At 73.4% G+C, this 26,732-nt stretch carries 24 protein-coding genes; 8 read left to right on the top strand and 16 right to left on the bottom strand.

All coding sequences use genetic code 11. The annotated features are described in order from the left end of the window. Nucleotides 1-32: 32 nt before the first annotated feature. Nucleotides 33-1,211, top strand: a complete 1,179-nt coding sequence (locus ACZ4VW_RS10620; RefSeq protein ID WP_467960646.1) for an exonuclease SbcCD subunit D — start codon at nt 33-35, stop codon at nt 1,209-1,211. Continuing rightward, a complete protein-coding gene (locus ACZ4VW_RS10615; RefSeq protein ID WP_467960644.1) occupies nt 1,208-4,390 on the top strand; it encodes an AAA family ATPase in 3,183 nt (1,060 codons plus the stop codon). Before ACZ4VW_RS10620 ends, ACZ4VW_RS10615 begins: the two co-directional genes overlap by 4 nt. On the opposite strand, the gene ACZ4VW_RS10610 is transcribed toward ACZ4VW_RS10615, so the two are convergent. The 3 genes from ACZ4VW_RS10610 to ACZ4VW_RS10600 form a co-directional block, all read right to left on the bottom strand. Next, the gene (locus ACZ4VW_RS10610; RefSeq protein ID WP_467960642.1) at nt 4,380-4,826 is read right to left on the bottom strand and encodes an Lrp/AsnC family transcriptional regulator; all 447 of its coding nucleotides are present in this window, start codon (nt 4,824-4,826) and stop codon (nt 4,380-4,382) included. The genes ACZ4VW_RS10615 and ACZ4VW_RS10610 overlap by 11 nt on opposite strands. A 139-nt stretch (nt 4,827-4,965) precedes the next feature. Then, a complete protein-coding gene (locus ACZ4VW_RS10605; RefSeq protein ID WP_467960640.1) occupies nt 4,966-6,669 on the bottom strand; it encodes a DUF885 domain-containing protein in 1,704 nt (567 codons plus the stop codon). A gap of 49 nt (nt 6,670-6,718) precedes the next feature. Next, a complete protein-coding gene (locus tag ACZ4VW_RS10600) occupies nt 6,719-7,216 on the bottom strand; it encodes an Lrp/AsnC family transcriptional regulator (protein WP_467865550.1) in 498 nt (165 codons plus the stop codon). A gap of 60 nt (nt 7,217-7,276) precedes the next feature. Between ACZ4VW_RS10600 and ACZ4VW_RS10595 the strand changes: the two genes are divergently transcribed. Continuing rightward, the gene (locus tag ACZ4VW_RS10595) at nt 7,277-8,482 is read left to right on the top strand and encodes a trans-sulfuration enzyme family protein (RefSeq protein WP_467960637.1); all 1,206 of its coding nucleotides are present in this window, start codon (nt 7,277-7,279) and stop codon (nt 8,480-8,482) included. Here ACZ4VW_RS10595 and ACZ4VW_RS10590 read toward each other — a convergent pair. The 7 genes from ACZ4VW_RS10590 to ACZ4VW_RS10560 form a co-directional block, all read right to left on the bottom strand. After that, complete coding sequence (locus tag ACZ4VW_RS10590; RefSeq protein ID WP_467960635.1) at nt 8,409-9,821, bottom strand: GNAT family N-acetyltransferase; 1,413 nt, start codon at nt 9,819-9,821, stop codon at nt 8,409-8,411. The two genes, ACZ4VW_RS10595 and ACZ4VW_RS10590, sit on opposite strands and share 74 nt — an antisense overlap. 118 nt (nt 9,822-9,939) lie before the next feature. Beyond that, nucleotides 9,940-10,266 carry a hypothetical protein gene (locus ACZ4VW_RS10585; RefSeq protein WP_467960633.1) on the bottom strand — a complete coding sequence of 109 codons (327 nt, stop codon included), beginning with the start codon at nt 10,264-10,266 and terminating at the stop codon, nt 9,940-9,942. Continuing rightward, a complete protein-coding gene (locus ACZ4VW_RS10580; protein ID WP_467960631.1) occupies nt 10,263-10,646 on the bottom strand; it encodes a hypothetical protein in 384 nt (127 codons plus the stop codon). The genes ACZ4VW_RS10585 and ACZ4VW_RS10580 overlap by 4 nt, the downstream gene beginning before the upstream one ends. After that, nucleotides 10,586-11,026, bottom strand: a complete 441-nt coding sequence (locus ACZ4VW_RS10575; protein ID WP_467960629.1) for a hypothetical protein — start codon at nt 11,024-11,026, stop codon at nt 10,586-10,588. Before ACZ4VW_RS10575 ends, ACZ4VW_RS10580 begins: the two co-directional genes overlap by 61 nt. A 20-nt stretch (nt 11,027-11,046) precedes the next feature. Then, entirely contained in the window at nt 11,047-12,636 is a 1,590-nt protein-coding gene (locus ACZ4VW_RS10570; RefSeq protein WP_467960627.1) for an alkaline phosphatase D family protein, read from the bottom strand. Nucleotides 12,637-12,782: 146 nt separating this feature from the next. Next, nucleotides 12,783-14,231: a MocR-like pyridoxine biosynthesis transcription factor PdxR gene (gene pdxR / locus ACZ4VW_RS10565; RefSeq protein WP_467960625.1), complete on the bottom strand. Its 1,449-nt coding sequence runs from the start codon at nt 14,229-14,231 to the stop codon at nt 12,783-12,785. 935 nt (nt 14,232-15,166) lie between these two features. Beyond that, entirely contained in the window at nt 15,167-15,997 is an 831-nt protein-coding gene (locus tag ACZ4VW_RS10560; RefSeq protein WP_467960623.1) for an alpha/beta fold hydrolase, read from the bottom strand. 129 nt (nt 15,998-16,126) lie between these two features. On the opposite strand from ACZ4VW_RS10560, the gene sigJ reads away from it, so the two are divergent. Beyond that, the gene (gene sigJ, locus ACZ4VW_RS10555) at nt 16,127-17,011 is read left to right on the top strand and encodes an RNA polymerase sigma factor SigJ (RefSeq protein ID WP_467960621.1); all 885 of its coding nucleotides are present in this window, start codon (nt 16,127-16,129) and stop codon (nt 17,009-17,011) included. A gap of 247 nt (nt 17,012-17,258) precedes the next feature. Continuing rightward, the gene (locus tag ACZ4VW_RS10550) at nt 17,259-17,999 is read left to right on the top strand and encodes a GntR family transcriptional regulator (RefSeq protein ID WP_467960619.1); all 741 of its coding nucleotides are present in this window, start codon (nt 17,259-17,261) and stop codon (nt 17,997-17,999) included. Between the two features lie 334 nt (nt 18,000-18,333). Here the strand turns inward: ACZ4VW_RS10550 and ACZ4VW_RS10545 are convergent, their stop codons facing one another. The 3 genes from ACZ4VW_RS10545 to ACZ4VW_RS10535 all read right to left on the bottom strand — a co-directional run bounded on the left by ACZ4VW_RS10545 (nt 18,334) and on the right by ACZ4VW_RS10535 (nt 21,420). Then, nucleotides 18,334-19,491 (bottom strand): ROK family transcriptional regulator, encoded by a 1,158-nt coding sequence (locus tag ACZ4VW_RS10545; RefSeq protein WP_467960617.1) that lies wholly within the window; start codon nt 19,489-19,491, stop codon nt 18,334-18,336. 98 nt (nt 19,492-19,589) lie between these two features. Continuing rightward, nucleotides 19,590-20,240 (bottom strand): response regulator transcription factor, encoded by a 651-nt coding sequence (locus tag ACZ4VW_RS10540; RefSeq protein WP_467960615.1) that lies wholly within the window; start codon nt 20,238-20,240, stop codon nt 19,590-19,592. A gap of 4 nt (nt 20,241-20,244) precedes the next feature. After that, complete coding sequence (locus ACZ4VW_RS10535) at nt 20,245-21,420, bottom strand: sensor histidine kinase (RefSeq protein WP_467960613.1); 1,176 nt, start codon at nt 21,418-21,420, stop codon at nt 20,245-20,247. A gap of 108 nt (nt 21,421-21,528) precedes the next feature. Between ACZ4VW_RS10535 and ACZ4VW_RS10530 the strand changes: the two genes are divergently transcribed. Genes ACZ4VW_RS10530 through ACZ4VW_RS10520 form a run of 3 tightly spaced genes read left to right on the top strand, consistent with a single transcriptional unit; the run spans nt 21,529 to nt 23,704 of the window. Then, nucleotides 21,529-22,461, top strand: a complete 933-nt coding sequence (locus tag ACZ4VW_RS10530; protein WP_467960611.1) for an ABC transporter ATP-binding protein — start codon at nt 21,529-21,531, stop codon at nt 22,459-22,461. A 3-nt stretch (nt 22,462-22,464) separates the two neighbouring features. After that, on the top strand, nt 22,465-23,211 hold the full coding sequence (locus tag ACZ4VW_RS10525; RefSeq protein WP_467960609.1) for an ABC transporter permease: 747 nt from the start codon (nt 22,465-22,467) through the stop codon (nt 23,209-23,211). A gap of 55 nt (nt 23,212-23,266) precedes the next feature. Then, a complete protein-coding gene (locus ACZ4VW_RS10520; RefSeq protein WP_467960607.1) occupies nt 23,267-23,704 on the top strand; it encodes a hypothetical protein in 438 nt (145 codons plus the stop codon). Here ACZ4VW_RS10520 and mug read toward each other — a convergent pair. The 3 genes from mug to ACZ4VW_RS10505 all read right to left on the bottom strand — a co-directional run bounded on the left by mug (nt 23,682) and on the right by ACZ4VW_RS10505 (nt 26,596). Beyond that, on the bottom strand, nt 23,682-24,287 hold the full coding sequence (gene mug / locus ACZ4VW_RS10515; protein WP_467960822.1) for a G/U mismatch-specific DNA glycosylase: 606 nt from the start codon (nt 24,285-24,287) through the stop codon (nt 23,682-23,684). The genes ACZ4VW_RS10520 and mug overlap by 23 nt on opposite strands. Further along, nucleotides 24,284-25,723, bottom strand: coding sequence for an adenylosuccinate lyase (gene purB, locus ACZ4VW_RS10510; RefSeq protein ID WP_467960605.1), 1,440 nt, complete (start codon nt 25,721-25,723; stop codon nt 24,284-24,286). The genes mug and purB overlap by 4 nt, the downstream gene beginning before the upstream one ends. Before the next feature lie 93 nt (nt 25,724-25,816). Then, nucleotides 25,817-26,596 carry an SGNH/GDSL hydrolase family protein gene (locus ACZ4VW_RS10505; RefSeq protein WP_467960603.1) on the bottom strand — a complete coding sequence of 260 codons (780 nt, stop codon included), beginning with the start codon at nt 26,594-26,596 and terminating at the stop codon, nt 25,817-25,819. Between the last annotated feature and the right edge of the window lie 136 nt (nt 26,597-26,732).

Genomic DNA, 26,732 nt, shown 5'->3' with positions numbered 1-26,732 from the left:
GATGTCCGACCCCACCGATACGCTCCTCGATCATGAGATTCCTGCACACGTCGGACTGGCACCTGGGACGCTCGTTCCACCGGGTGAGCCTGCTCGACGCCCAGTCCGCGTTCCTCGACCACCTGGTGGCGACGGTGCGCGAGCGCGACGTGGACGCGGTCCTGGTCGCCGGGGATGTCTACGACCGGGCCGTGCCGCCGCTCCCCGCCGTCGAGCTCTTCGACACCGCCCTGCACCGGCTCGCCGAGGCCGGGGTGCCCACCGTCATGATCTCCGGGAACCACGACTCCGGGCGCCGCCTCGGCGTCGGCGCCGGACTCATGGAGCACGCCGGAATCCATCTCCGTACCGACCCCGCCGGGGTCGGCACGCCGGTCGTGCTCACGGACGCCCACGGAGACGTGGCCCTGTACGGCCTTCCCTACCTCGAACCGGCCCTGGTCCGCGAGCAGTTCGGCGCCGCGAAGGCAGGGCACGAGGCGGTGCTCGGCGCCGCCATGGAGCGGGTCCGCGCCGACCTCGCCGCGCGCCCCGGCTCCACCCGCTCCGTGGTCCTCGCCCACGCGTTCGTCGCCGGCGGCGAACCGAGCGACAGCGAACGGGACATCACCGTCGGCGGTGTCGCCGCCGTGCCCGCGGGAGTCTTCGACGGGGTCGACTACGTGGCCCTCGGGCATCTGCACGGCAGCCAGGCCGTCACCCCCCGCGTCCGCTACTCCGGCTCCCCCCTGGCCTACTCCTTCTCCGAGGCCGACCACCGCAAGAGCATGTGGCTGATCGACCTCGGACCCGACGGCGGGATCGAGGCCGCCGAGCGGATCGACTGCCCGGTGCCCCGGGCCCTGGCCCGGATCAGGGGCCGACTGGACGACCTGCTGGCCGACCCCGCCCTCGGACGGCACGAGCAGTCCTGGGTCGAGGCGACGCTCACGGACGCCGTGCGGCCCGCCGAGCCCATGACCCGGCTCACCGAACGCTTCCCGCACACCCTGAACCTGGTCTTCGAGCCCGAGCGCACCGAGAGCGACCCGTTCGCCTCGTACGCGCAGCGGCTGCGCGACCGCAGCGACCACCAGATCGCGGAGGACTTCGTGGCCCATGTGCGCGGAGGCGCCGGACCGGACGGCGCCGAGCGGACCGTGCTGCACGGCGCGTTCGACGACGTACGGGTGGACGCCGCGCAGCGGGAGCGCGAGGTGGCTTCCCGGTGAGACTGCACCGCCTCACCGTCACCGGGTTCGGCCCCTTCGGCGCCACCCAGGAGATCGACTTCGACGCCCTGTCCTCCGCGGGACTCTTCCTGCTCCACGGACCGACCGGTGCCGGGAAGACCTCCGTCCTCGACGCGGTCTGCTACGCCCTGTACGGCGCCGTGCCCGGCGCCCGGCAGTCCCCGGGAGCCTCCCTCCGCAGCGACCACGCGCCGCCCGGCACGCCCACCGAGGTCACGCTCGAACTGACCGTGGGGGAGCGGCGCTTGGAGATCACGCGCCGGCCGGCCCAGCCCCGCCCCAAGAAGCGCGGCGGCGGCTTCACGACCGAGAAGGCGCAGAGTCTGCTGCGCGCGTACGACGCCGGCTCGGGGGAGTGGGCCGGACTGAGCCGCTCCCACCAGGAGATCGGCGAGGAGATCACCCAGCTCCTCGGCATGAGCCGGGAGCAGTTCTGCCAGGTCGTCCTCCTTCCGCAGGGCGACTTCGCGCGCTTCCTGCGGGCCGACGCGGAGGCACGCGGCAAGCTGCTCGGGCGGCTCTTCGACACCCGCCGGTTCGCGGCCGTCGAGGAGCGCCTCGCCGATCTGCGGCGCGCCGCCGAGCAGCAGGTACGGGACGGGGACGAGCGACTGCTCGCGCTCTCCCACCGGATCGCCCAGGTCACGGGAGGTGCCGGGGTCGAGGAGCGGCCCGGCGAGCCCGGGCTCGCCGAGGCCGTCCAGACCCGGGCGGCGGTCGCCCGCTCCGAGGCGCGCGAAGCCCTCGACATCGCCGCCTGCGCGGTCTCGGCCGCCGAGTCACGGCAGGTGGCCGCCCGGCAGGCGCTCGACGCCGAGCGCGAGCTCGCCGCGCGTCAGGCGCGGTACGCCGACGCGCGGCGACGGCAGGAGGAGCTGGAGGCCCGGCGGCCGGAGCGGGACGCCTGGGAGGCCGCGCTGGACCGTGCCCGCGAGGCCGATCGCGTGGCGCCCGCCCTGGGGCTGCGGGCCGACGCGGAGCGCGAGCACGCGGCGGCGAGCGCGGCCCGGCGGCAGAGCCTCGGCAGGCTGCCCGCCGACCTGGCCGACGCGGGCGCCGAGCAGCTGTCCTCCCTGGAGCACCGGCTCCGTGAGGAACTGGGTGGTCTCGAGTCCGCACGGCGGGCCGAGCGCCGCAGCGCGGAGATCACCCAGGAGCGCGCCGTCCTGGAACGCCAGGCCCGCGCCGACGAGGAGATCCTCCAGGAGACGGGCGGCTGGCTCGCCGGATGGGAGACGCGGCGGGCGGAACTGACGGCGCGGATCGAGTCGGCCCAGGAGGCCGCCGCCCGCGCCGAGCACCTCGCGGGCCGCCTCGAACCCGCCCGGCGCAGGCTCTCCGCGGCTCGCCGCCGCGACGACCTCGCGGAGCGCACGAGCACCGCCGGGTCCCGGCTGACGGCCGCCCGCGAGCGCCGCAACGCGGCCCACGAGGCATGGCTCGACGTCAAGTCCCGGCGCCTCCGGGGCATCGCGGCCGAACTGGCCGCCGCCCTGACCCCCGGCGCCCCCTGCCAGGTCTGCGGCTCCGCCGAGCACCCGGCTCCCGCCCGCACGGGCGCCGACCACGTCGACCGCGCCGCGGAGGACGCGGCCTACGCCGCCTTCACGGCCGCGGAGGAGGCGCGCACGGCCGCCGAGCGCGAACTCGCGGCCACCACGGAGGCATGGTCCGCCGCCCGGGCGGAGGTCCTGCCCCGCCCCGCCGACGCAACCGACGAGAGCCGCGGCCCCCGGCTGCCCGGACCTCGCGACGCCGTCACCGAGGCCTTCGCCGAAGCCGACGCCGTCGGGATGCGGTACGCGGCGCAGGGCGGCGCACAGGACGGCGCGCCCCCGCGGGGCGGCCGCGGCGTCGCCGAGGGGCCCGGTGCGGTGACCGAGCCCACCGTCGACGAACTCACCCGTGAGGTGGAGGAGTTGGCGCGCCTGCACGCCGAGGCGCACGCGCTGGCCGCGCAGACGCACAGCGCGCGCGAGGCGCTCGCGCGGGCCGAGCGGGAGTACGAGAGCCGGGTCGGCGCGCAGCGGGACGCCGAGCGGCGGGTGGCCGGCCGGACCTCGCAGCGCGAGGCGCTCGACCGCGAACAGGCCGCCTCGGACGCCGAGTTGGCCAGGGGGCGGGGCGATGCCGGGAGCGTCGCCGAGCACGCCTCCCTGCTGGAGCGGAAGATCGCCGTCCTGGTCGACGCGGCCGAGACCGTCCGCTCCGTGGACCTCACCGCCCAGCGGCTCAAGGAGGCCGACGACCGGCTCGCCGACGCCGCCTTCCGCGCCGGCTTCGACACCCCCGCCCAGGCCGCCGCCGCGCTCCTGGAGGACGGCGAGCGCCGTACCCTCCAGCACCGTCTCGACGCCTGGCAGGCCGAGGCCGCCGCCGTGGCCGACCGGCTCACCGAGCCCGGGACCCGGGCCGCCGCCGACCGGCCGCCCGCCGACCCGGCGAGCGCCGAGGCCGCGCACACCGCGGCCGAACGGGCCCTGCGGGACGCCACGTCGGCCCTCGCCGCCGTGCGGGACCGGTGCGCCGAGCTGTCCCGGCTCTCGCGCCAGGCCGACACCGAGGTACGCCGCCTCGGGCCGCTCCGCGTGGAGTACGAACGCGTCGCCCGGCTCGCCGGACTCACCGCCGGCACCTCGGCGGAGAACGAACGGAAGATGCGCCTGGAGTCGTACGTCCTGGCCGCCCGTCTCGAACAGGTCGCGGACGCCGCCACCGCCCGCCTCCAGCGCATGTCCTCCGGCCGCTACACCCTGGTCCACTCCGACGCCCGCTCCGGCGGCAGGCGCGCCGGCCTGGGCCTGCACGTGGTCGACGCCTGGACGGGCAACGAGCGGGACACCGCCACCCTCTCCGGCGGCGAGACCTTCTTCGCCTCACTGGCGCTCGCGCTGGGTCTCGCCGACGTCGTCACCGACGAGGCCGGCGGCGTCCGGCTCGACACGCTCTTCATCGACGAGGGTTTCGGCAGTCTGGACGACCAGACCCTCGACGAGGTCCTCGACGTCCTCGACTCCCTGCGGGAACGGGACCGCAGCGTCGGCATCGTCAGCCACGTCGGCGATCTGCGCCGCCGTATCCCGGTCCAGCTGGAGGTGGTCAAGGACCGGCACGGCTCGGCCGTGAAGCTCCGTACGGGAGGCGCCGTCAGCGGCTGATGGGGCGCCGGGGGAGGGGCGAGGAGTACACGACGCTGGTCGTCACCGAGCCGAGCGTGGAGATCTTCCCGGAGATCTCCTCCAGGTGCTTCATGGACCGGGCGGCCACCTTGATCACGAAGCAGTCGTCGCCGGTCACATGGTGCGCTTCCAGGACCTCCGGGGTGGCCTCGATCAGATCGTGGAACGGCTTGTAGTTGCCGTGCGGGTAGCGCAGCCGGACGAAGGCCAGGATCGGCAGCCCGAGCCGCTCCTGGTCCACCACCGCCGTGTATCCGGCGATCACCCCCGCGTCCTCCAGTCGGCGCACCCGCTCGGTCACGGCGGAGGCGGACATGGAGACGGTCCGGGCCAGGTCGGCGAAGCTGGCCCGGCCCTGGCTCTGCAGGGCCTGGAGGATGCGCCAGTCCGTGGCGTCCGGTGCGTATGCGGTCATGGACGCGATGGTGCGGGGGAATCCCCGGTCGATCAAGCCGCGCCCAGGGATTTCTCACCGTACGGAACGGGTGGGGCGCCGGATTCCCCGCCCCACCCGTCCCGCCGGTCCTGCTGCCGGCCGCCCTTCCGGCCGTCCGTCACAGGCGCGAGATCTCGTCCACGAGGTCGTCGAGGCCCAGCGGGCCCTGCGACAGCGCCGCCATGTGCCACGCCTTCGCGTCGAACGCGTCGCCGTGCGCCGCCCGCGCGTTGGCGCGGCCGAGGAGCCAGGCCCGCTCGCCGAGCTTGTAGCCGATCGCCTGGCCCGGCATGGAGAGATAGCGGGTCATCTCGCTCGCGACGAAGGCGGGCGGACGGCTGCTGTGCTGCTGGAAGAACTCCTCCGCCAGCTCCGGCGTCCACCGCTCGCCCGGGTGGAAGGGCGAGTCCGCGGGGATCTCCAGGCGCAGGTGCATGCCGATGTCGACGATCACCCGGCAGGCGCGCATCATCTGCCCGTCCAGATAGCCGAGCCGCCGTTCGGCGTCCGGCAGGAAGCCGAGCTCGTCCATCAACCGCTCCGCGTAGAGGGCCCAGCCCTCCGCGTTGGCGCTGACCCCGCCGATCGTCGCCTGGTAACGGGAGAGCCGGTCCGCCACGTGCACCCACTGGGCGATCTGCAGATGATGGCCGGGGACACCCTCGTGGTACCAGGTCGAGACCAGGTCGTAGACCGGGAACCGGGTCTGTCCGTCGACCGGCAGCCAGGTGCGGCCGGGCCGGGAGAAGTCCTCCGAGGGGCCGGTGTAGTAGGGCGCGGCGGCGCCGCCGGGCGGGGCGATGTGCGACTCCACCTTCCGTACCCGCTCGGCCAGTTCGAAGTGGGTGCCGTCGAGCGCCTCGATCGCCTCGTCCATCAGGTTCTGCAGCCAGTCCCTGACCTCCTCGACGCCCTCGATGTGCGTGCCGTGGACGTCGAGATGCGCGAGCGCCTCCCACGGGCCCGCCCCGGGCAGGATGCGCTCCGCCTCGACGCGCATCTCGCCGAGGAGACGGTGGTACTCGGACCAGCCGTACGCGTAGGCCTGGTCCAGGTCCAGGTCCGTGCCGTTGAAGTAACGCGACCACCGCTGGTACCGCTCGCGGCCCACCGTGTCGGGCGCGCCCGCGACCGCCGGGGCGTACTCGTCACGCATCCAGTCGCGCAGCGCGGCGACCGCCTCCGTCGCGCCACGGGCCGCCGCCGCGAGCTCCGTACGCAGGTCGGCCCGCAGGGACTCCGGTCCCTGGGCGGCGAACTCGTCGAACCAGCCGCGGCCTTCGGCCTCCGAGCCCGACCACTCCGTCAACTGGTCCACGAAGACCGCGGTCGGCCGGGGGCCGCCGAGGAGCTTGCGCTCCAGACCGAGGGCGAGCGAGGCGCGGTAGCCCTCCAGGGCCGCAGGAACCGCGCGCAGCCGCCGCGCCACGGCCTCCCAGTCCTCCTCGGTCTCCGTCGGCATCACCGTGAAGACCATGCGCACACTGTGCGCGGGAGACCGGATGTTGCTGACCGTACAGAGGCCCTCATCGGCCTCGTGGACGGCGAGTTCCGCCGTCAGCCGCTCACGGAGCAGGCGGCCGCAGCGACGTTCGGAATCGGTGTCCGCGCCGGGCCGCCGCTCGGCCTCGTCGAGCAGAGCCAGGGTGCGGCGGGCGAGTTCGGCCACCTCCTCCTGTCCGGCCGGCGAGAAGTCGGGAAGGAGCCCGGCGCTCTCTTTGACTCCCAGGTATGTACCGGTGATCGGGTCGAGTTCGATGAGTGCGTCGACGTAGGTGTCGGCGACCTGGCGGGGCAGCGCGCTGCTGGAAGTCTCTGGCATGAGGCTCATCCTCGTCCCTCCACCGTCCCGGCGTCACCCTCAATCGATCTCAGTCGGCTGACAAATGAGCGCCGGGAGAGGGCGGCAGAAGGGGGCCGCACTCCCACTGCTGGAAGATCAGCCGGGTCTCCACGCGAGCCACCTCCCGGCGCGAGGTGAACTCGTCCAGGACGAGTCGTTGCAGGTCGGCGGGGTCGGCCACGGCCACGTGCACGAGATAGTCGTCCGGCCCCGTCAGATGGAACAGTGCCCGGGCCTCCGGAAGCGCGCGGATGCGGTCGACGAACGGACCGATCAGTTCACGCCGGTGCGGTCGGACCTGGACGAGAAGGAGCGCTTCCAGCCCACGGCCGAGTTTGGCCGAATCCAGTCGTAGCCGGTGCCCCAGGATCACTCCCGTGCGACGCAGCCGGGCCACTCGGTCCAGGCAGGTCGAGGGCGCTACGCCGACCTCGGCGGCGAGTTCGCGGTATGTGGTCCGGGCGTCGTTCTGCAGGAGGCGCAGTATGTGCAGATCGACCGGGTCCAGTACGACAGAATCGGCCATCTGCCGAACGTAACACGGAGATACACCCCTACTTTCCGGTATCCGTTCACAGTGCCCGTCATGTACATGGACTACGACGCCTCCACCCCCAGGGCTCTGGCCACCGAAGCCGTGCACGCCGGCCGCGAAGACCTCGCCGGGCTCGGTCTGCACGCCCCGCCGCTCGACCTGTCCACGACCTATCCGTCGTACGACACCCGGGCCGAGGCCGCCCGGATCGACGAGTTCGCCACCACGGGCGCCCAGCTCGACGGCCCGCCCGTCTACGCCCGACTGGACAACCCCACCACCGCCCGCTTCGAGGCGGCGCTCGCCCGGCTGGAGGGCACCGACTCGGCCGTGGCCTTCGCCAGCGGCATGGCGGCGCTCACCGCCGTGCTGCTCGTACGGGCGAGCCTGGGGCTGCGCCACGTGGTGGCCGTCCGGCCGCTGTACGGCTGCAGCGACCACCTGCTGAACGCCGGTCTGCTGGGCACCGAGGTCACCTGGACCGATCCGGCGGGCATCGCCGAGGCGATCCGCCCGGACACCGGCCTGGTGATGGTGGAGAGCCCCGCCAACCCGACGCTCGCCGAGGTCGACATCCGCGCCGTCGCCCACGCCTGCGGCTCGGTGCCCCTGCTGGTGGACAACACGTTCGCCACGCCGGTGCTCCAGCGGCCGGCCGAGCAGGGAGCGCGCTGCGTGCTGCACAGCGCGACCAAGTACCTGGGCGGGCACGGCGACGTCATGGGCGGCGTCGTCGCCTGCGACGAGGAGTTCGCGCGGGCGCTGCGCCAGGTGCGGTTCGCGACCGGCGGCGTACTCCACCCGCTGGCGGGCTACCTCCTGCTGCGGGGACTGTCCACCCTGCCGGTCCGGGTGAGGGCGGCGTCGGCGACGGCCGCGGAGCTGGTCCGGCGGCTCGCCACCGATCCGCGCATCGCCCGGGTCCATTACCCGAGGGTGGGCGGCGCGATGGTCTCCTTCGAGGTGTTCGGGGACCCGCACGACGTGATCGCCGGGGTCCGGCTGATCACGCCGGCGGTCAGCCTCGGCAGCGTCGACACCCTGATCCAGCACCCGGCCTCCATCAGCCACCGGATCGTGGCCGAGGGAGACCGGCGCTCGGCGGGCGTCAACGACCGGCTGCTGCGGATGTCGGTCGGACTGGAGGACGTGGAGGATCTGTGGCGTGACCTGACCCAGGCGCTCAGCGCTCCGCCTGCTGGTACTCCTCGTACGGCAGAGGGCTCCGCCTCGCGGTCGCCCCGAGCCGGGCGGTGATGACGAGGGTCCCCTCCTCGATCTGGTAGTCGAGCGGGAGGTTGAGCGCCCGCATCGCGGCGACCATGCCGGTGTTGGAGGACTGCGTCACCGCGTAGACGCTCTCGCATCCCGCCTCGACGGCCATCGCGACCAGCCGGCCCAGGAGTTCGGAGCCGATGCCCCGGCGCTGCCAGTCGTCCTCCACCAGCAGGGCGACCTCCGTCTCGTCGCCGTCCCACAGCAGATGGCCGAGGGCGACGAGACGACCGGAGGCCGTCTGTACGGCGAGGGTGCGGCCGTAGCGGGGGCTGAGGAGATGGTTGAGGTAGCGGTCCGCGTCGCCCACCGGCCCGTGGTACCGCAGTCCCAGCGTGCGCTCGGAGCAGCGGTCGTGCATGGCGCGCGCCGCGACCAGGTCGCTCTGGTCCGCGCGGCGGACCGTGATCTCGTTGCCCTCGGGGAGGGTGAGGACGTCATGGCTGCGGGGGATGCGCGGGCCGAGGCGGGCGTCGAGCTCGACGAGGGCACGGGCGCGGGCGAACTCGGTCGGGGTGAAGGGCAGATAGGGCCGCTCGATCGTGATCACCCCGCCGCTCGGGTCGCGCAGCCGGATCACCGTCTCCTCCAGCACGCCCTCGACCGGAGCCGTCTCGCCGGTCGGGCGACCGCTCAGGGAGACGGCGGGCAGCGAGTGGATGGTGCACCGGCCGAGCAACTGCCGCAGTGCCAGCGGCAGTTCGGCAGCGTCCAGGGCGGTGCGGGTGGCCAGGCCCAGCAGCCGGGTCGGGGTGTCCACCAGGTCGTGGGCGTCGGCCCGCTCGATCCAGGTGCTGCTGCCGCCCGCGGCGGCGATCTCGCGCGTGAGCCGGGCGGCCTCGAGCGCGGCCGGGGCGCGCAGCAGGAACTCGTCGACCGTTCCTTCGGCGAGCGGGTGCGTCTGCAGGGTCAGGATGTCGACCCCGTGACGGGCCAGCGCCGTGCACAGCGAGGCGAGGCTGCCCGGGGTGTCGCGGACCGTGGTCCGCATCCGCCAGAGGGACGTCTCGACCGGCTCGTCGGTGTCCGGGTCGGTGTCGGTGCGGGTGTCCGCCGGCAGCGGAGCGCGCCCGCTGCCGCCGGGATCACCGGCCGGCGGCGCATGGCTGTGGCGCCGCGCCCACCAGGTGTGGAACCCGGCGGTCGCGACCAGGGCGATCGCCGAGAACACCAGCATGTACGGGCCCTCGGCGCCGCGGACGACGGTCTTGGCGATCGTGTCGGCCACCACCACGGCCGTGAACAGCGCGGCCAGTTCGATGAGGTCCCGCCGCCAGTGGTGGGGGCGGCGGGCACTCTTCGCAGAAGTCACATCAGTCATGGCTTCACTGTGACCCAGCGGTGTTGCGTGATCACGAACGCTTTGTGACTGACGGGTTAAGCGCCGATCTGGGCTCTTAGTGACTGTTTTCGGCCGGTTGTGTCAGGACCTGATCGACCTAGACGGCCGGAATGTGCAGCGCGTTCCGCAACCGCCGGGCCTGGACCACGAGCTGGGAGGAACCGCCACGTGCGGCGACCGCGTCGAGGGCCGGTATGCCGGCCGTCGCCCCGCACCGCTCCACGCGGTCGGCGGCCACGGCGAGCAGTTCACCGAGCCCGCGCACCGGCTTCTCCGCCGCCAGCAGATCCGGCAGCGCTCCCGCCGGCTCGGCCCACGTGGTGGCGTACGCGCCGGTGGCGGCGGCCGTACGGGCCGCTTCCGTCCTTCTCCATCCAGAAGGCGTCGGCGAACGCGGCCTCCACCGCCGCGACCAGCTCCTCACGCCGGCGATGAGCGAGCCGGACGAGGCCGTCCAGCGCCCGCTCGAAGCTCGAACTCCTCCTGCGTGTCCGTACGGCCCTTGGACACCGCCACCAGATCCGCGGCCAGCTCCGCGACGGTCTCCGCGGGACCCGCCACCCGCCGCGGCTCCGGCACCGGCGGCAGCACCTCCTCGTACGGAAGGTCCTCGTCCGGGCCCGCCGCCGTACCGAACAGCTCCTCGGCCGCCGGCCGGTGCACCGGGCTCAACGAGACCGCCGCGCCCGCCAGTTCCTCGCGCACCTGCCCGTCCACCTCGGACAGATGCCGCCCGACCAGCTTCAGCGCCCGCTCCTGGATACCGGTCTCCGCGTGCCCGAACGCGTCCGCGACCAGCGGCAACAGCTCGGACGCCGCGCCCGGCCCCGCAGCTCCCTGGCGAGCAGCGACAGCTGGGCCCGCACCAGCTTCGTCTCCGTACGGAACAGCAGCGGCCCCGTCATCTCGGCCAGGTCCCCGACGGAGAGCCGCCCCTCGGCGGCGAGCCCGGCGAGCACCTCCTGCGCGTGGGCCGCGACGGGCGACGGCGCGTCGGCCGCCATTCCGATCCATTCGGCGGTGCGGGCGCGCCGCTCCTCCGCGTCGGGACCGAGCGCCTGGAGCAGGGCGAGCGGGAACCGCAGGTCCCGGGGCCGGGCGCCGCGCAGCAGCCGTGCGACGCAGCCGTCGAGGAGGTCCGCGCGGTCGAGGACGCCCTCGGCGGCCACGCTAGGGCCCGCCACTGACAATCACCGCCGAGGGCTCACTGACCGACGCGTCCCGGCTGGAGCACCTTGCTGAACAGGATCGTTCCGCCCTCCGCGCGGAGCCGCACGGTCAGTTCGCCGCTGCCACCGTCGATGTCGACCTCCCCGAAGTACTGCGGGCTCTCCATCGGCGAGACGTTCGCCCGCTCCGGAGCCCGTACGAACACCCTCTCCGGGCCGAAGGTGGCGTCCAGCTTGTTGGCCGGGAAGCCACCCGCGGCCAGCGGACCGGAGACGAACTCCCAGAACGGCGCGAAGTCCTGGAACGCGGCCCGCTCGGGGGCGTAGTGCTGGGCGGAGGTGTAGTGCACATCGGCGGTCAGCCACAGCGTGCCGGTGATCCTCCGGTGCTTGATGAACCGCAGCAGCTCGGCGATCTGCAGCTCCCGGCCGAGCGGGGCACCCGGATCGCCCTGGGCGATCGCCTCGATGTTCGCCGAGCCGTCCGGAACGACGAGACCCAGGGGCATGTCCGCGGCGAGCACCTTCCACACCGCCCGCGAGCGGCTCAGCTCCCGCTTGAGCCAGGCCAGTTGCTCCGCGCCGAGGATGCCCGTGGTGTCGTCGGCCTGTCGGCCGGGGGAGTTGGCATCGCGGTACGAACGCATGTCGAGCACGAACACGTCGAGCAGCGGCCCGTACCGCACCACCCGGTGCATCCGGCCCTCCGCGGCGCCCTCGCGCGCGTGGAGGGTGGACACCGGGAAATACTCGGCGAACGCCCGCGAGGCGCGGTCCGCCAGCACGTCCACGTCCTTCTCCGTGTAGCGGGCGTCGTCCAGGATCTGACCGGGGTACCAGTTGTTGCGGACCTCGTGGTCGTCCCACTGCACGATCGAGGGCACCTGCGCGTTGAACGCGCGCACGTTGTGGTCCAGCAGGTTGTAGCGGAAGTTGCCCCGGTACTCGTCCAGGGTCTCGGCCACCTTCGCCTTCTCCGGCGTGGTGACGTTCCGCCAGATCCGCCCGTCCGGCAGCGTCACACTCGGCTGGAGGGGGCCGTCGGCGTAGATCGTGTCGCCGCTGCAGAGGAAGAAGTCCGGGTTCAGCCGGCGCATCTCCTCGTACGCCCGGAAGCCTCCGATGTCCGGGTTGATGCCCCAGCCCTGTCCGGCGATGTCGCCCGACCAGAGGAAGCGCACCCCGTCGCGCCGCCGCGCCGGAGCCGTGCGGAAAGTGCCGACGACCGGTTCGCCGGTGCGGCGCGGGTCGTCCGGATCCGCGAGCGTGACCCGGTAGTGGATCTGCTCACCCGGGGGGAGCCCCCGCAGCGCCGTCGTCCCGGTGAAGTCGGTGCCCGCGCCCAGCAGCGGACCGAGGTGACGGTGCGTGCGGCGGAACGATTCGCTCGCCGAGGTCTCCACGATCATCCGGGCCGGCCGGTCCGAGCGGACCCAGACCAGTCCCGAGGAGGCGGTCACGTCCCCCGTCTGCACACCCCACGCGGCCCGCGGCCGCCCCGAGAGGGCCAGCGCCGGGGCCGCGGCAGCGCCGCCGCCGAGAGTGAGCGCCGCCGACGCGGCGAGCGAGCCGCGCAGCACGCTGCGGCGGGCGGGGGACGGGCGGCCGGGCACGGAGTGGGACATGGAGGCGCCTCCAGGAGCTGAGCGGTCCGGTGTGTCGCCCCATGCCTAACGGCCGGGGGCGGCGCGCACACGAACCCCGCGTGAACAGAGCGGAGTGCACCCCGTTCGGCCCAGCCCTCCCCGCCCGCCCCCCGCCCCCCGCTTCCTCAGCCCGCCGCTCCCTCGCCGCACGTCTCCGCCGCCAGGCGCACGCCCCGCTCGATCTCGGACGGCGTCAGGTGGGCGTAGCCGATGACCAGCCGTACGACGCCGTCCGTCGGACGCTCCGTGCCGTACTCCTCCAGGGGGCGCAGGGCCACACCGGCGGACGCCGCCCGCTCCACGAACCGGGCGCCGGGACCGTAACGCGCCGGCACGCGCGCGATGATGTGCAGCCCGGCGGCGATCCCGCTCACCTCGGTGCCCGGGAAATGCCGCTCCAGGGCGGTCACCAACGCGTCCCGCCGCTCCCGGTACGCACGCTGGCAGCGGCGCAGCTGCCGGTCGTAGCCACCGCGTGTCACGAACTCCGCGAGCAGCGCCTGGTCCAGCGCCGGGTTGCCGAGGTCCATCGTCCGCTTGCGCTCCACGACCTCCTCCACCAGCTCCTCCGGCACCAGCAGCCAGCCGAGCCGCAGTCCGGGGGCGAGTGACTTGCTCACGGAACCGGTGTACGCGACCCGCTCCGGATCGAGGCCCTGCAGCGCCCCGACCGGCGCCCGGTCGTAGCGGAAGTCGCCGTCGTAGTCGTCCTCCAGGATGTAACCGTCCACCGTGCGGGCCCAGTCGAGGAGCGTGGCGCGACGCGCCGCCGAGTACGCGATCCCGGTGGGGAACTGGTGGGAGGGTGTCGTCACGACGGCCCGTACCCCCGACGCGGCGAGCGGACCCGGCAGCAGCCCCTCCTCGTCCATCGGCAGCCACGCGGTGCGCATGCCGGTCGCGGCGAAGAGCCGGTCGTGCTCGGGGCTCCCCGGGTCCTCGATCCCGACGGTCCGTATCCCGCGCCCCCGCAGGACGAAGCCGAGCAGCGTCGACGCCTGGGCCACTCCCGAACACACCACGAGCCGTTCGGGATCGGCCACCACTCCGCGCCGTCGCGCGAGCAACCCGGCGAGCGCGGTCCGCAGCTCCGGCAGCCCCCGCGGGTCCGGGTAGCCGAGCGCCCGGTGGGGGAGCGCGGACAGCACCGAGCGCTGCGCAGCGGCCCAGGCCGCGCGCGGGAAGAGCGCGAGATCGGGCGTCCCGGGGCGGAAGTCCACCCGGACGCCCGGCGCACGCGGCGCGAGATCCCGCGCGGGCTGGGCCGCTGCCGCCCGCACCGCCTCGCCCACCCAGGTGCCCGAGCCGCGGTCGCTGCGCAGATAGCCCTCGGCCGTGAGCTGCTCGTACGCCTCCGTCACCAGGCCGCGCGAGACACCGAGATCGGCCGCCAGTTCACGGCTCGACGGCAGCCGGGTCCCCGCCGTCAGACGGCCGGTGCGCACCGCCTCCCGCAGCGCCTCCTGAAGCGCCCGGCCGCGCCGCCGCGCCGGCGCCGCCGCCGCGGGGAGCAGCAGCTCCCAGGCCGGCTGCCCGCCCCGCGGGGCGGAAGAAGTGGTCCCCGAAGACATCATGGAAGTGGACCTTAAACGGGACCGCCCCGCTTTCTAGCGTCGGGACCATGAAGTCGAACTCCCTGCGAGGCACGCTCCTCGTGACCGTCGCCTACGCCCTCGTGGGCGCCTCCTTCACCGCCAACAGCCTTCTCGGCGACTACCCGTACGCGGGTGGCCAGGCCCTGCGCTACGGCGCCGCCTGTCTCCTGCTGCTCCCGCTCCTCGGCCCCGGCGGACTCGCCCCGCTGCGCGCGCTCGGAGCGCGCCAGTGGGCCCGCCTCGCCGTGCTCGCCGGCGTGGGCATGGTCGGTTTCAACCTCGCGGTCCTCGCCGCGGAACGCACCGCCGAGCCCGCCGTCCCCGGTGTCCTCGTCGGCTGCGCCCCCGTCGTGGTGGCGGTGCTCGTGCCGCTGATCGACGGACGCAGGCCCAGCAGGCCGGTCCTCTACGGTGCCCTGCTCGTCGCCGCCGGCGCCTTCACCGTGCAGGGCTGGGGCCGTACCGATCTGGCGGGCCTCGCCTACTCCGTGGGAGCCCTGGCGGGCGAGGTCGGCTTCACCGTCCTCGCCGTCCCCGTCCTCCGGCCGCTCGGGCCCAAGCTGCTCACGGCCGTCGTCTGCGGCGTCGCCGCCGTCGAGTCGGCCCTGCTCGGCCTGGTCGTGGACGGCGCCGCGTTTCTGCGGGTACCGACGGCCGTCGAGACCGGCGCCCTGATCTGGCAGGCCGCCCTGGCCACGGTCGTCGGCTTCGTCCTGTTCTACATGGGCGTCCAGCGGATCGGGATGGAGCGCGCCACGCTGTTCACCGGCGCGATCCCGGTCGCGGCGGCGCTGACCGCGGCGCTCGTCTCCACCGGCGGTTTCGGCCTCCCGCAGGCCGCCGGCGGCGTCCTCGTGGGCGCGGGAGCGGCCCTCGGCACCGGGCTGTTCACGCGGGGACCGCGGGCGGACCGGTCAGCGGCTGCCGTCGAGGATCACCCGCGCGACGAGCGCCGGATCGTCGTTCATGGGCACGTGGCCGCAGCCGGGCAGCCGGACGAGCCGGGCTCCGGGCAGGGTGTTCTTGGCCCGCAGGCCCTGGCGGCGCAGCAGCAGCCGGTCGCGGGTGCCCCACGCGATCGTGACCGGCACCGCGGGGACGTCGTCGCCGAACAGCACGGTACGGCCGGCCTCCAGAGTGTCCCGGAAGCCGGTGGCCTCGCGCAGCGCGAGCGTCTCGGCGACCACCGCCTCGGGTGAACGGCGCCCAGGACGTGCGTAGATGGTGCTCGTCAGCGCCGTACGCCCGGCGGCGCTGCGGGAGAGCCGCTCGATCAGCGGCAGGGGCATCGAGAGCGCGGCGGCCCGCATCGCGCGCAGCGTGCCGAAGGCGTACCGGCGTTCGCTCTCCGACCAGAAACCGGCCGGGGAGAGCGCGGTGACCGAGCGCACCAGCTTCTCGCGGCCGAGCTCGAGGGAGAGCAGCCCGCCGAGGGAGTTGCCCGCCACGTGCGGCCGATCGATCCCCAGGGCCGCGCAGAAGGCGCCGAGCACCGGCACGACCGTCGACAGGTCGTACGCGCAGCCCTCCGGCAGTGCGGGCGAGGCGCCGAAGCCGGGCAGGTCGACGGCCACGACGTCGCGTTCCGCGGCGAGGATGTCGAGGACGGGCTCCCAGGCCTGCCAGTGGTGACCGATGCCGTGCAGCAGGAGCAACGGCTCGCCGCCGCCCCGGCGTTCGTAGGTCAGGGACAAGGGACGCGGACCGCGCGGGGATTCGATCACGAACGAGATCTGCTCGGACATATGCCTGCTCCCTGACTTAGACATCCTGTCAGCAAGAATTACCGCTCAGTAGGGCCGAGTTCAAGGGGCTGGACGGAACCCGGCCCGAGGGAACTGGACAGAGTCCGGGTGGTCGGCTGGGATGGGAGCGTGGAGACCGACACCCTGACCGACGTCTTTGAAGAACACCGGCCGATGCTCACCGGTGTCGCCTACCGCATGCTCGGCCGCGTCGCCGACGCCGAGGACGTGGTCCAGGAGGCGTGGCTGCGCTGGACGTCCGCGGACCGCGGCGACGTCAGGGAGCCCCGCGCCTTCCTCGTACGGATCACCACCCGCCTCGCGCTCGACCGGCTCCGCCAGGCCCAGGCGCGCCGCGAGTCCTACGTCGGGCCCTGGCTGCCCGAGCCCCTCGTCACGGACTTCGGCCCGGCCGTCCCGGACACCGCCGAGCGGGCCATGCTCGCCGATTCCGTCTCGCTCGCCGTGCTCGTCGTCCTCGAATCCCTCTCGCCGCTGGAGCGGGCGGTCTTCGTGCTCCGCGAGGCGTTCGGCTTCCCCTTCGGGGAGATCGCCACCGCGCTCGACCGTTCCGAGGCCGCCGTCCGCCAGCTCGCCGGCCGGGCCCGCCGCCATGTCGACGAACGCAGGCCCCGTTACGACGTCGACCCGGCCGAGCGGCGGGACCTCACCGAGCGATTCCTCGCCGCCGCGGCCGGTGGGGACCTCGAGCGACTCCTGGCCCTGCTCGCCCCGGACGTCCGCCTCGTCGGCGACAGCGGCGGCAAGTCCAAGGCGCCGCTGCGTGTCATCGAGAGCGCGGACAAGGTCGGCCGCTTCCTCTTCGCCGTGTCCCAGGACCCGGCGGCCGCCTACGAGTTCCGCTTCGTGGAGCTCAACGGAGGGCCGGCGCTGGTCTCTCTCACCGACGGCAAGCCCGACGCGGTCTTCCAGATCGAGGTGCGGGACGGGCGCGTCCAGTGCGTCTACATCATCCGCAACCCGGACAAACTCCACGCGGTCGGCGTCCGCTGATCCGCCGGTCCCCCTGACCCGCCCCGTCTCCGCTCCGGAGGCGGGGCGCTGTGCTGCGCGGGCCTCACGGCGGCGCGAACGTCCCGTGAACGATCTACGTCAGAGGGCCCCATTCGCGGGCATCCGGGTCAGCATTGGTCTTGACCAAGGGGGTGTGCCGCCTTATGGTCGCAGAGTTAGTGCAGGAACCTTTAATAAACAAGGGCGCGGAAAGCCGCCGAGGACACGGCGATTGCGGAGGATCAGGGTGGGGACCACGCAGCTGGAATCGGTGCCGGAGCCGAAGTACTGGCACCTCAAGACCGTGATCGGCGAGGCGCTCGACTCCGACTTCGCGGTCGGCGAGATCCTTCCCAACGAGCGCGAGCTCGCCGCGCGCTTCGGCGTCGCCCGGGCCACGCTCCGCCAGGCCCTGGAGCAGCTGGAGCTGGAGGGCCGTCTGCAGCGCCGCCGCGGTGTCGGCACGACCGTCGCCCCGCCCCGCGTGGGCGTGGACGTCTCCACCACGCAGCACAGCTGGCCGGGTGTGGCCGAGGAGACCTGGCAGTCCGTGGACTCCTCCTCCGCCGCGGCCCCCGCCGCCGTCGCGCGGCTTCTGGACATCGAGCCCGACGAGCAGGTGCACGTCGTGCGCCGCCTGCGGGTCACGCACGGCCAGCCGGTCGCCGCCGAGCTTCTGTACGTACCGTCCGGATCGGTCCCCGAGCTGACCGCGATCGACGTTCCGTCCGGCCCCGCACGCGCCCGCCGGGTGCTGCGCGAGCTCCAGCGGCTCGTCCTGGACGGTCAGGACCGCGCCGTCGAGCTCGGCTCCGCACGCGCCGACGACGCCAAGGAACTGGACCGCCTCCCGGGCGCCCCCGTCCTCGTCGTCACCACCCGCTACCTCTCGGAAGGGCGTACGGCAGCGGTCTCGGTGGCCACCTACCGCGCCGACACCTGCCGCCTGACCTTCGGTGACTCCGGCGACCTCGTGATGGCGTCCTGAGCGAACCGCCCCCGGCGTCGTACCCCGCACCGAGCCCGTGAGGAGCCCGCCCCGGCGGCGCCCCTGACGGGCTCGCCGCCGTTCCGGCGCCGGCCCGCGGAGCGGGTCCGCGAAGCCGCTTCGGGCCCGGCGCGCCGGACCGAGCCACGCCCCCGAGCCGAGCGACGTTCCCGAGCCGAGCGACGTTCCCGAGCCGAGCCACGTCCCCGGGCCGAGCGACGTTCCCGGGCCGAGCGACGTTCCCGGGCCGAGCGACGTCCCCGAGCCGAGCCGCGCTCCGGCCCCCGAGGTGTCGGCGCCAGCCGCCTCCCTCCCCGGACGAGGGCGGGCGTGGCTAGCGGCGGGCCGTCACCGTGCCCTCCACCGCGAAGAGCTGTTCCTCCACATGGTCCAGGGCGAGGCGCAGAGCGCCCGTGCCCACCGCCGCCTCGCCCAGCATCGACAGGACCACCCGCGGGGGACGCAGGCAGAAGCGGGCCAGCTCGTCGCGCAGCGGCTGCAGTACGCCGTCCAGGCCCGCCGCCCAGCCACCGATCACCACCAGCTCCGGGTCGAGCGCGAGGACCAGCGCCGCCACGTCGTGCACCAGACGCTGGGTGAAACGCTCCACCGCCGCCTCCGCCCGCGCGTCCCCGCCCCGCGCCAGCGTGAAGACCTCGGCGACCGCCTGCTCGTCCAGCGGGTGCAGCGGCTCGTCCGTCGTCGACAGCAGGTGCTCCGGGGTGACCCCCTGACCGAGCAGGTGCAGCGCCCCGATCTCCCCGGCCGCCCCGCCGTAACCGCGGTGCAGACGGCCCCCGATCAGGGACCCCGCACCCGGGCTGAGGCCGGCGAGCACGAAGACGATGTCGTCCGAGTCGGTCGCCGCGCCCTTCCAGTGCTCCGCGACGGCCGCCGCGTTCGCGTCGTTCTCCACCAGCACCGGACACCGGAACGAACGCCGCAGCCGCTCGCCGAGCGCCAGGCCCGTCCAGCCGGGCAGCGCCGTACCGAGCCGGACCGTCCCGTCCGCCTCGACGATCCCGGGCGTACCGACGCCGACGGCCCGCAGGTTGGACCGCGCCACCCCAGCCCTGCGCAGCACATCGGCGACGACCACGCGGACCCGTTCCAGGCGTTCGTCCTCCGGCGCCGTCTCCGAGACCTCGCGGGAACCGGCGCCGATGATGCGCCCGTCCAGGCCCGAGAGCAGCGCGGCGACCCGGTGCGGTCCGATCTCGATGCCCAGCAGATGTCCTGCCTCCGCCCGGAAGCGGAACCTCCTGGCCGGCCGCCCCTGCTTCCTGGCCTCGCCCTCCTCGGGCGCCGCCTCGACGACGAGACCTCCGCCGATGAGTCCCTCGACGACGCCCTCGACCGTCGGCCGGGACAGGCCCGTGATCCGGGTCAGGTCCGTGAGCGTGAGCGCGTCGGCGCCCCGCAGGGCATGGAGTACCACCGCGGAGTTGATCCGCCGCAGCAGTGAAGGATCCCCGCCCGTCAGCCGTCCCACGGTGTGTCCTCCCAGCCAGTACGCCTGTCTGGCGGATCGTACTCGCTGCTCGGGGGCGCGACGAAGGCCGGCCGTGCCCAGGGGCGCCCGGAGTCGGGTCAGCCCGGGGTCACGAAGCCGGACTCGTACGCGGCGATCACCGCCTGGGTGCGGTCCCGGGCGCCGAGCTTCGCCAGGACGGCGCTGACGTGGGACTTCACCGTCTCGGTGCCGACGACGAGTTTCGCGGCGATCTCCGCGTTGGAGAGACCGCGGGCCATCAGCCGGAGCACCGCCTCCTCCCGCTCGGTGAGCGCGGCCCGCTCCAGGGCCGCGCGTGCCTTGTCGCTGCCGTACTCGGCCGCGAGCGAGCGGACCGCGGCGGGGAACAGCAGTGACTCGCCCTCGGCGATCATCCGCACCGCGTGGACGATCTCGGCAGGCCGCGCCCTCTTCAGCAGGAACCCGTCGGCACCCGCGCGCAGCGCCTCATACACGTACTCGTCGTTCTCGAAGGTCGTCACCACGAGGATCTTCGGTGGATCCGCCACCGTGCGCAGCAGGACACGGGTCGCCTCGATGCCGTCCATCAAGGGCATCCGTACGTCCATGGCGACCACATCGGGCCTCAGCCGCCGGACGAGCGGCACGACGGAGGCGCCGTCGGCGGCCTCGCCCACCACCTCGATGTCGGGCTGTGCCTCGAGAACGGCGCGCAGGCCGGCACGGACGAGTGGCTCGTCGTCGACGAGGAGAACGGTTACCGGCATCGGATCAGCGTATTCCGTCCAGCGGCAGGCTGGCGTGGACCAGCCATTGCCCGTCATACGGGCCGGTCTTGGCCTTCCCGCCGAGGAGCGCGGCCCGCTCCCGGATCCCCCGCAGGCCGCTGCCGCTGCCCGGGCTGCCGGCGGCCTCGCCCAGCGGACTGGTCACCTGCAGCTCCAGCCGGCCGTCCGCGACGGCGATCCGCACCCGGACCGGAACGGGGCCGGAATGGCGCAGCACATTGGTGAGCGACTCCTGGACGATGCGGTAGCTCTCCCTGGACACCGGCCCCGGCACGGCCGGCAGCGGCCCGGACACCTCCACGTCGACCTGCGCCCCGGAGGCGCGAGCCGAATCGAACAGCCGGTCCACCTCGGCGAGCGTCGGACGCGCGCCGACCGGAGTCCGCTGCTCCCGCAGCACACGGAGCACCCGCTCCAGGTCCTCCAGCGCCTCGCGCCCGGTGTCCTCGATCGCGGCCAGCGCCCGGTCGGTGAACTCCGTGTCCTTGGCGGCCCGCGCCGCACCCGCCTGGACGACGGCCACCGTCAGGGCGTGCCCGATGGAGTCGTGCAGCTCGCGCGCGATGCGATTGCGCTCCAAGAGCTGCTCCGTGCGCTCCTCCAGGGCCTGCAGTCGCTCCTTCGGAGAGGGGCCGAGCAGCCGGCGGGCGATCACCGTGACCAGGTTTCCCAGACCGACGACGCAAGCCGACATGATCACGAGCGGAAGCGGGGCGAGCAGCGCGAACCACCCCTGGGGTTCCACCCCGTTCATGACCGGGTTGTCCGTCACCCGTCCGCCCGCCGACATGAGGACCAGGTCGTAACTGAGCAGCGGGAGCCAGACACTCACGACCAGCGTGACCGCGGACAGCAGCAGCCGGGCCTCCAGCCACAGCACCGTCCGCCACCGGTCCCCCCACGTGGCGGAGCGCGTCGCGGAGAACGAGGCCTGTGCCTCCTCCCGTTCGGAGAGGGGGAGCAGCAGCATCTGCGCCTGTACGCCCTCACCGAGGCGCATCGCCGGGATCAACCCGACCGGCAGGACCAGCAGCATCGGTACGTACGGCTTCTCCATGTCGATGAAGAGCCACACGGCGATCACCGCCACGGGGATGCACAGATGGAGCCAGCGGGTGTACGTGACCGAGTGGGTGAGCGGCCGGACGAGGCGGAGCATGCGGCTCATCGTCCCAGGTGGCCGGGGTCGACGGCTCCCCCGCGCGGGGGAGAAGGTTTCCACGGGTGGGGGAGACGGGGGACCCGGTGAGGGGGCCAGTGTGGAGCCATGACCAGCATCGACGTCCACGAACTCTGCAAGACGTACGGCTCCCGGCGGGCCGTGGACCACCTCACGTTCCGTGTGCGGCCCGGCCGCGTCACCGGCTTCCTGGGTCCCAACGGAGCCGGGAAGTCCACCACCATGCGCCTCGTCCTCGGCCTGGACCGGCCGACCTCCGGCACGGCGACCGTCGGCGGCCGGCCCTACGCGGAGTTCGACCAGCCGCTGCGCAGGGTCGGTGCCCTGCTCGACGCCCAGGCCGCACACGGCGGTCGAACGGCCCGTGGCCATCTGCGACTTCTCGCCGCGAGCAACAGCATCCCGCGACGGCGCGCGGACGAGGTCCTCGAGGAAGCGGGCATCGCGAGCGTCGCGGACCGTCGGATCAAGAGTTTCTCCCTCGGGATGCGGCAGCGCCTCGGGATCGCCGCCGCCCTGCTGGGCGACCCGGAGGTGCTGATGCTGGACGAGCCGTCCAACGGTCTGGACCCGGAGGGCATCATCTGGATCCGGGAGCTGATGCGCTGTCTCGCCCGCCAGGGCAGGACCGTCCTCGTCTCCAGCCACCTGATGAACGAGACCGCCTCCTTCGCCGATCACCTGGTGGTCCTGGGACGGGGTCGGCTCCTCGCGGACACGCCGATGCGTGACTTCATCGACGCGCGTATTCAGCCGAAGGTGCGGCTGCGGACCACGGAGGGAGACCGGCTGCGCGCCGCGCTGCTCGGCAGGGGCTTCGACCCGGTCCAGGAGGAGGACGGCCGCTGGACCGTCGAGGGCGCACGCGTGACGGACATCGGACCCGTCGCCGCACACGAGGGCATCGCGCTCCTCGAACTCGCCGACGAGGAAGCCACTTTGGAACAGGCCTATCTCGACCTGACCTCAGAGGCGGCGCAGTTCACATCCGGTCGCACGACCGTCACCCAGGAGGTCTGAGCCATGTCGTTCCCCGCTGCACTCCACGCCGAATGGATCAAGATCCGCTCCCTGCGCTCGCTCAGCGGCACGCTGCTGACCGTCTTCGGCGCGACCGCCGGATTCTCCCTCCTCGCCACCGGGACGCTCGGCCGGCCCGAACCCGGCAGCACCGACTTCGATCCGGTGCTCTTCTCCTACTACGGGCTCAACTTCGGTCAGCTGGCGGCCGTCACCTTCGGCGCCATGGCGATGGCCGGTGAGTACAAGAACGGGGGGATCAGGGTGTCGCTGGCCGCCGTGCCCCGCCGCGGACGCTTCTACGCCGCCAAACTCGCCGTGATCGGCGGCCTGACCCTCGCTGTCGGCCTGGTCACGAGCCTGCTCTGCTTCTTCGCCGGACAGGCGCTCATGGACGAGGGCTTCGGCATCGGCATCACCGACCCCGGGGCGGGGCGCGCGGTCGTCGGCTGCGCCCTCTATCTGGCGCTGGCCGCCGTGCTGGCCGCGGGAGTCTCGGCCGTGCTGCGCAGCGTGACCGGAGCGATGAGCCTGCTCGTACCGGTGTTCCTGATGCTGCCCTTCGTCATCGGAGACGTGTCCGGGGGCAACAGCCTGGCCGACTTCCTTCCCGACCGGGCGGGGCAGCAGATCCTGCTCCAGGACTCGTCGGGCGCGCTCGGGCCCTGGAGCGGCATGGCCGTCATGGCGGCCTGGGCCGCTCTCACGGCCGCGGCGGGGTGGCTCTCCCTGCGCATGCGAGATGCCTGACGGTCCGCCAACTGCGCGCGGACGCAATGTCAGAGGGTGCGGCTTTACTGGACGTATGAGCCTCGCACGGCATCTCGACACCATCGAACGGCTGCGTGCCCGCCCCTTCCCCGCGGTGTCCGGAAGGACCGGGGCGGGACACAGCGGCCCCGGCTACCACGTGGCGGAGCTGACCAGAAGTGAGGAGTTCTGGGACGACGAGGGATCGCGGCGGGAGGAGGTCGCGGAGCAGTGGGAGGCCGAGCGTCACGCGCTGGCGCTGCTGCTCGACGGGCGGTGGGGCGAGGCCCAGGTCTTCGCCCTCGGCTCGCTGCTCCTCCGGAGATACGAGGGCGAGCACATACCGGACCCGTGGGACCTGCTCTGCGGCTCCGTCCCGGACGTGCACCTCTGGCGCGCGGACGGCAGGTGGATCGCCGTCGGCGTCTCCCAGTGGGGCAAGGAGCTCGCCTTCCGACTCCTCGTCTGCGTCACCGAGGTGGATCCCCCGTGACCTTCCCCCGGCCTCCGTCCGTGAGGTGCCTCCGGTCCGGCACGCCCGCCGCCTCCCGCAGCCGCCCGAACTCCTCCGCCATCGCCCCCACCGACCAGTGCGCGTTCAGCCCGCTGGGGTTGGGCAGCACCCAGATCCGGCTCTCGCCGATCGTCCGCTCCTGCGGACCCACGACCGCGCCGCGCTCCCCGAACGCCGTGCGGTACGCCGTGATGCCGACCACGGCCAGCCATCGCGGACGCAGGCGCTCCACCCGCTCGGTCAGGAGCCGTCCGCCCTCCCGGAACTCCTCGGCGCTCAGCTCGTCGGCCCGCGCGGTCGCCCGCGCCACCACGTTCGTGATGCCGAGACCGTACGCGAGCAACTCCTCCTGCTCGGACGGCTTCAGCAGCCGCGGCGTGAACCCGGACCGCTCCAGCACCGGCCAGAAGCGATTGCCCGGGCGCGCGAAGTGATGGCCCGTCGCCGCCGACATCAGGCCCGGATTGATCCCGCAGAAGAGGACGGAAAGGCCGCCCGCCACCACGTCGGGAATGACGCGGTCGCGAGCGGCCTCGAGCTCCTGCGGCGTGAACCGGGTCAGAGGATCGACCCGGGGGTGTACGCGGCGGCCGCCGGGTGCTGCTTGACGATCTCCTCGATACGGGAGACGACGACGGCGACCTGGTCGGCGGCGGCACCGGTGAACGACAGCTTGTCGGCCATCAGGGCGTCGAGCTGCGCGCGGTCCAGCGGGATCCGCTCGTCGGCGGCCAGCTTGTCCAGCAGCTCGTTGCGCTCGGCGCCCTGCTCGCGCATGGCGAGGGCCGAGGCGACGGCGTTCTCCTTGATGGCCTCGTGGGCGAGCTCGCGGCCGACCCCGGCGCGGACGGCGCCCATCAGGACCTTGGTCGTGGCCAGGAAGGGAAGGTAGCGGTCCAGCTCGCGGGCCACGACGGCGGGGAACGCGCCGAACTCGTCGAGCACCGTCAGGAAGGTCTCCAGGAGCCCGTCCAGGGCGAAGAACGCGTCCGGCAGCGCGACCCGGCGGACCACCGAGCACGAGACGTCGCCCTCGTTCCACTGGTCGCCGGCCAGTTCGCCGGTCATCGACGCGTAGCCGCGCAGGATGACCATGAGGCCGTTGACGCGCTCGCAGGAGCGGGTGTTCATCTTGTGCGGCATGGCGGATGAGCCGACCTGGCCGGGCTTGAAGCCCTCGGTGACCAGCTCGTGGCCGGCCATCAGACGGATCGTCTTGGCGACGGACGAGGGCGCGGCGGCCAGCTGGACGAGCGAGGTGACCACGTCGTAGTCGAGCGAGCGCGGGTAGACCTGGCCGACCGAGGTGAAGGCGTGCGCGAAGCCGAGGTGCCCGGCGATGCGCTGCTCCAGCTCCGCCAGCTTGGCCGCGTCGCCGCCGAGCAGGTCGAGCATGTCCTGCGCGGTGCCGACCGGGCCCTTGATGCCGCGCAGCGGGTAGCGGGCGATCAGCTCCTCCAGACGGCCGTAGGCGACGAGCAGCTCGTCGGCGGCGGTGGCGAACCGCTTGCCGAGGGTGGTGGCCTGGGCGGCGACGTTGTGGGAGCGGCCGGCCATGACGAGCTCGGCGTACTCGCCGGACAGCTTGCCGAGGCGGGCGAGGACGGCGACCGTGCGGTCACGCATCAGCTCGAGCGAGAGCCGGATCTGCAGCTGCTCGACGTTCTCGGTGAGGTCGCGGGAGGTCATGCCCTTGTGGACGTGCTCGTGACCGGCGAGGGCGTTGAACTCCTCGATCCGGGCCTTCACGTCGTGGCGGGTGACCTTCTCGCGCTCGGCGATGGAGCCGAGGTCGACCTGGTCGAGCACGCGCTCGTAGTCGGCGAGGGCCGCGTCCGGGACCTCGATCCCGAGGTCCTTCTGGGCACGCAGCACGGCGAGCCACAGCCGGCGCTCCAGCTTCACCTTCTGCTCGGGGGACCAGAGGACGGCGAGCTCCGCGGAGGCGTAGCGGCCGGCCAGGACGTTGGGGATGCGGGGCTTCGCAGCAGCAGTCACGTGACCTGATTCTACTGGCGGTTTCTGCAGGCCAGCGCCAGGCCCCGGTTCGTCTCTTGCTACGAGACGCCCGTCACGTGCGCCGGACACCCCCTACACCGCCGGCGGCTCGTACGGCAGCAGCTCCGGCCGCTTGGCCGGGCGGCCGTCGCCCGAGGAGCGGCCGGTCAGCCGTCGTCCGATCCATGGGCCGAGGTGCTCCCTGGCGAACCGCGCGTCGCCCAGACGGCGGCTCGCCCAGCCCGGCCGGGCCTCCGGCGCCAGCGGCGCCCGCCAGTCGTGCTCGGGGTCCAGGCCCAGAGCCTGCCACACGGCCTCGGCCACCCGCCGGTGCCCCTCGCCGGTCAGATGGAGCCGGTCGACGTCCCACATCCGCTGGTCGCCGAGGGCCGGCGCTCCGTACAGGTCGACCACCAGTGCGCCGTGCCGGGCGGCCAGCTCGTCGATGTGGCGGAACAGCTCCTCCATGCGGGGGCGGAAGCGTTCCATCACGGGGCCGTTGCGGCCGGGGCTGCGCATCAGGACCAGCTGACCGCAGGACGGCGCCAGCTTCTCGACCGCCTCGGTGAGCAGCGCGCGGACCCGGCCCATGTCGACCTTCGGCCGCAGCGTGTCGTTCAGGCCGCCGACCAGCGTCACCACATCCGCCTTCATGGCGGCGGCCACGTCCACCTGCTCCTCGACGATCTGGCCGATGAGCTTGCCCCGGACGGCGAGGTTCGCGTATCGGAAGTCCGGGCTGCGGGCGGCCAGCCGGGCGGCGAGCAGGTCGGCCCATCCCCGGTAGGTCCCGTCGGGCAGTCGGTCCGACATGCCCTCGGTGAAGCTGTCCCCGAGCGCGACAAAACTGGTGTAAGTGGCATTCATCTGCATGGCGAAGCGATCATACCGTGCGGTATGCGGGCGGGAATCCGCCGGAGCCCCGGGCGCGCACCGTGCGCGCCCGGGGCTCCGGACCGGTTGCCCTCCGGAAGGTGCCGGTTGTCCCACAAGACCCCACAAGAAGGCC

Source organism: Streptomyces sp. NPDC029139 (assembly GCF_055564335.1).
This window is presented reverse-complemented; position numbering and strand designations above follow the sequence as displayed.

Excerpts from the sequence above, each read along its gene's own strand:
- ACZ4VW_RS10620 (WP_467960646.1), top strand. The coding sequence starts at position 33 with ATGAGATTCCTGCACACGTCGGACTGGCACCTGGGACGCTCGTTCCAC.
- ACZ4VW_RS10610 (WP_467960642.1), bottom strand. The coding sequence starts at position 4,826 with ATGACCGCATACGCACCGGACGCCACGGACTGGCGCATCCTCCAGGCC.
- ACZ4VW_RS10605 (WP_467960640.1), bottom strand. The coding sequence starts at position 6,669 with ATGCCAGAGACTTCCAGCAGCGCGCTGCCCCGCCAGGTCGCCGACACC.
- ACZ4VW_RS10600 (WP_467865550.1), bottom strand. The coding sequence starts at position 7,216 with ATGGCCGATTCTGTCGTACTGGACCCGGTCGATCTGCACATACTGCGC.
- ACZ4VW_RS10595 (WP_467960637.1), top strand. The coding sequence starts at position 7,277 with ATGTACATGGACTACGACGCCTCCACCCCCAGGGCTCTGGCCACCGAA.
- ACZ4VW_RS10590 (WP_467960635.1), bottom strand. The coding sequence starts at position 9,821 with ATGACTGATGTGACTTCTGCGAAGAGTGCCCGCCGCCCCCACCACTGG.
- ACZ4VW_RS10570 (WP_467960627.1), bottom strand. The coding sequence starts at position 12,636 with ATGTCCCACTCCGTGCCCGGCCGCCCGTCCCCCGCCCGCCGCAGCGTG.
- pdxR (WP_467960625.1), bottom strand. The coding sequence starts at position 14,231 with ATGATGTCTTCGGGGACCACTTCTTCCGCCCCGCGGGGCGGGCAGCCG.
- ACZ4VW_RS10560 (WP_467960623.1), bottom strand. The coding sequence starts at position 15,997 with ATGTCCGAGCAGATCTCGTTCGTGATCGAATCCCCGCGCGGTCCGCGT.
- ACZ4VW_RS10540 (WP_467960615.1), bottom strand. The coding sequence starts at position 20,240 with ATGCCGGTAACCGTTCTCCTCGTCGACGACGAGCCACTCGTCCGTGCC.
- ACZ4VW_RS10535 (WP_467960613.1), bottom strand. The coding sequence starts at position 21,420 with ATGCTCCGCCTCGTCCGGCCGCTCACCCACTCGGTCACGTACACCCGC.
- ACZ4VW_RS10530 (WP_467960611.1), top strand. The coding sequence starts at position 21,529 with ATGACCAGCATCGACGTCCACGAACTCTGCAAGACGTACGGCTCCCGG.
- ACZ4VW_RS10525 (WP_467960609.1), top strand. The coding sequence starts at position 22,465 with ATGTCGTTCCCCGCTGCACTCCACGCCGAATGGATCAAGATCCGCTCC.
- ACZ4VW_RS10520 (WP_467960607.1), top strand. The coding sequence starts at position 23,267 with ATGAGCCTCGCACGGCATCTCGACACCATCGAACGGCTGCGTGCCCGC.
- ACZ4VW_RS10505 (WP_467960603.1), bottom strand. The coding sequence starts at position 26,596 with ATGCAGATGAATGCCACTTACACCAGTTTTGTCGCGCTCGGGGACAGC.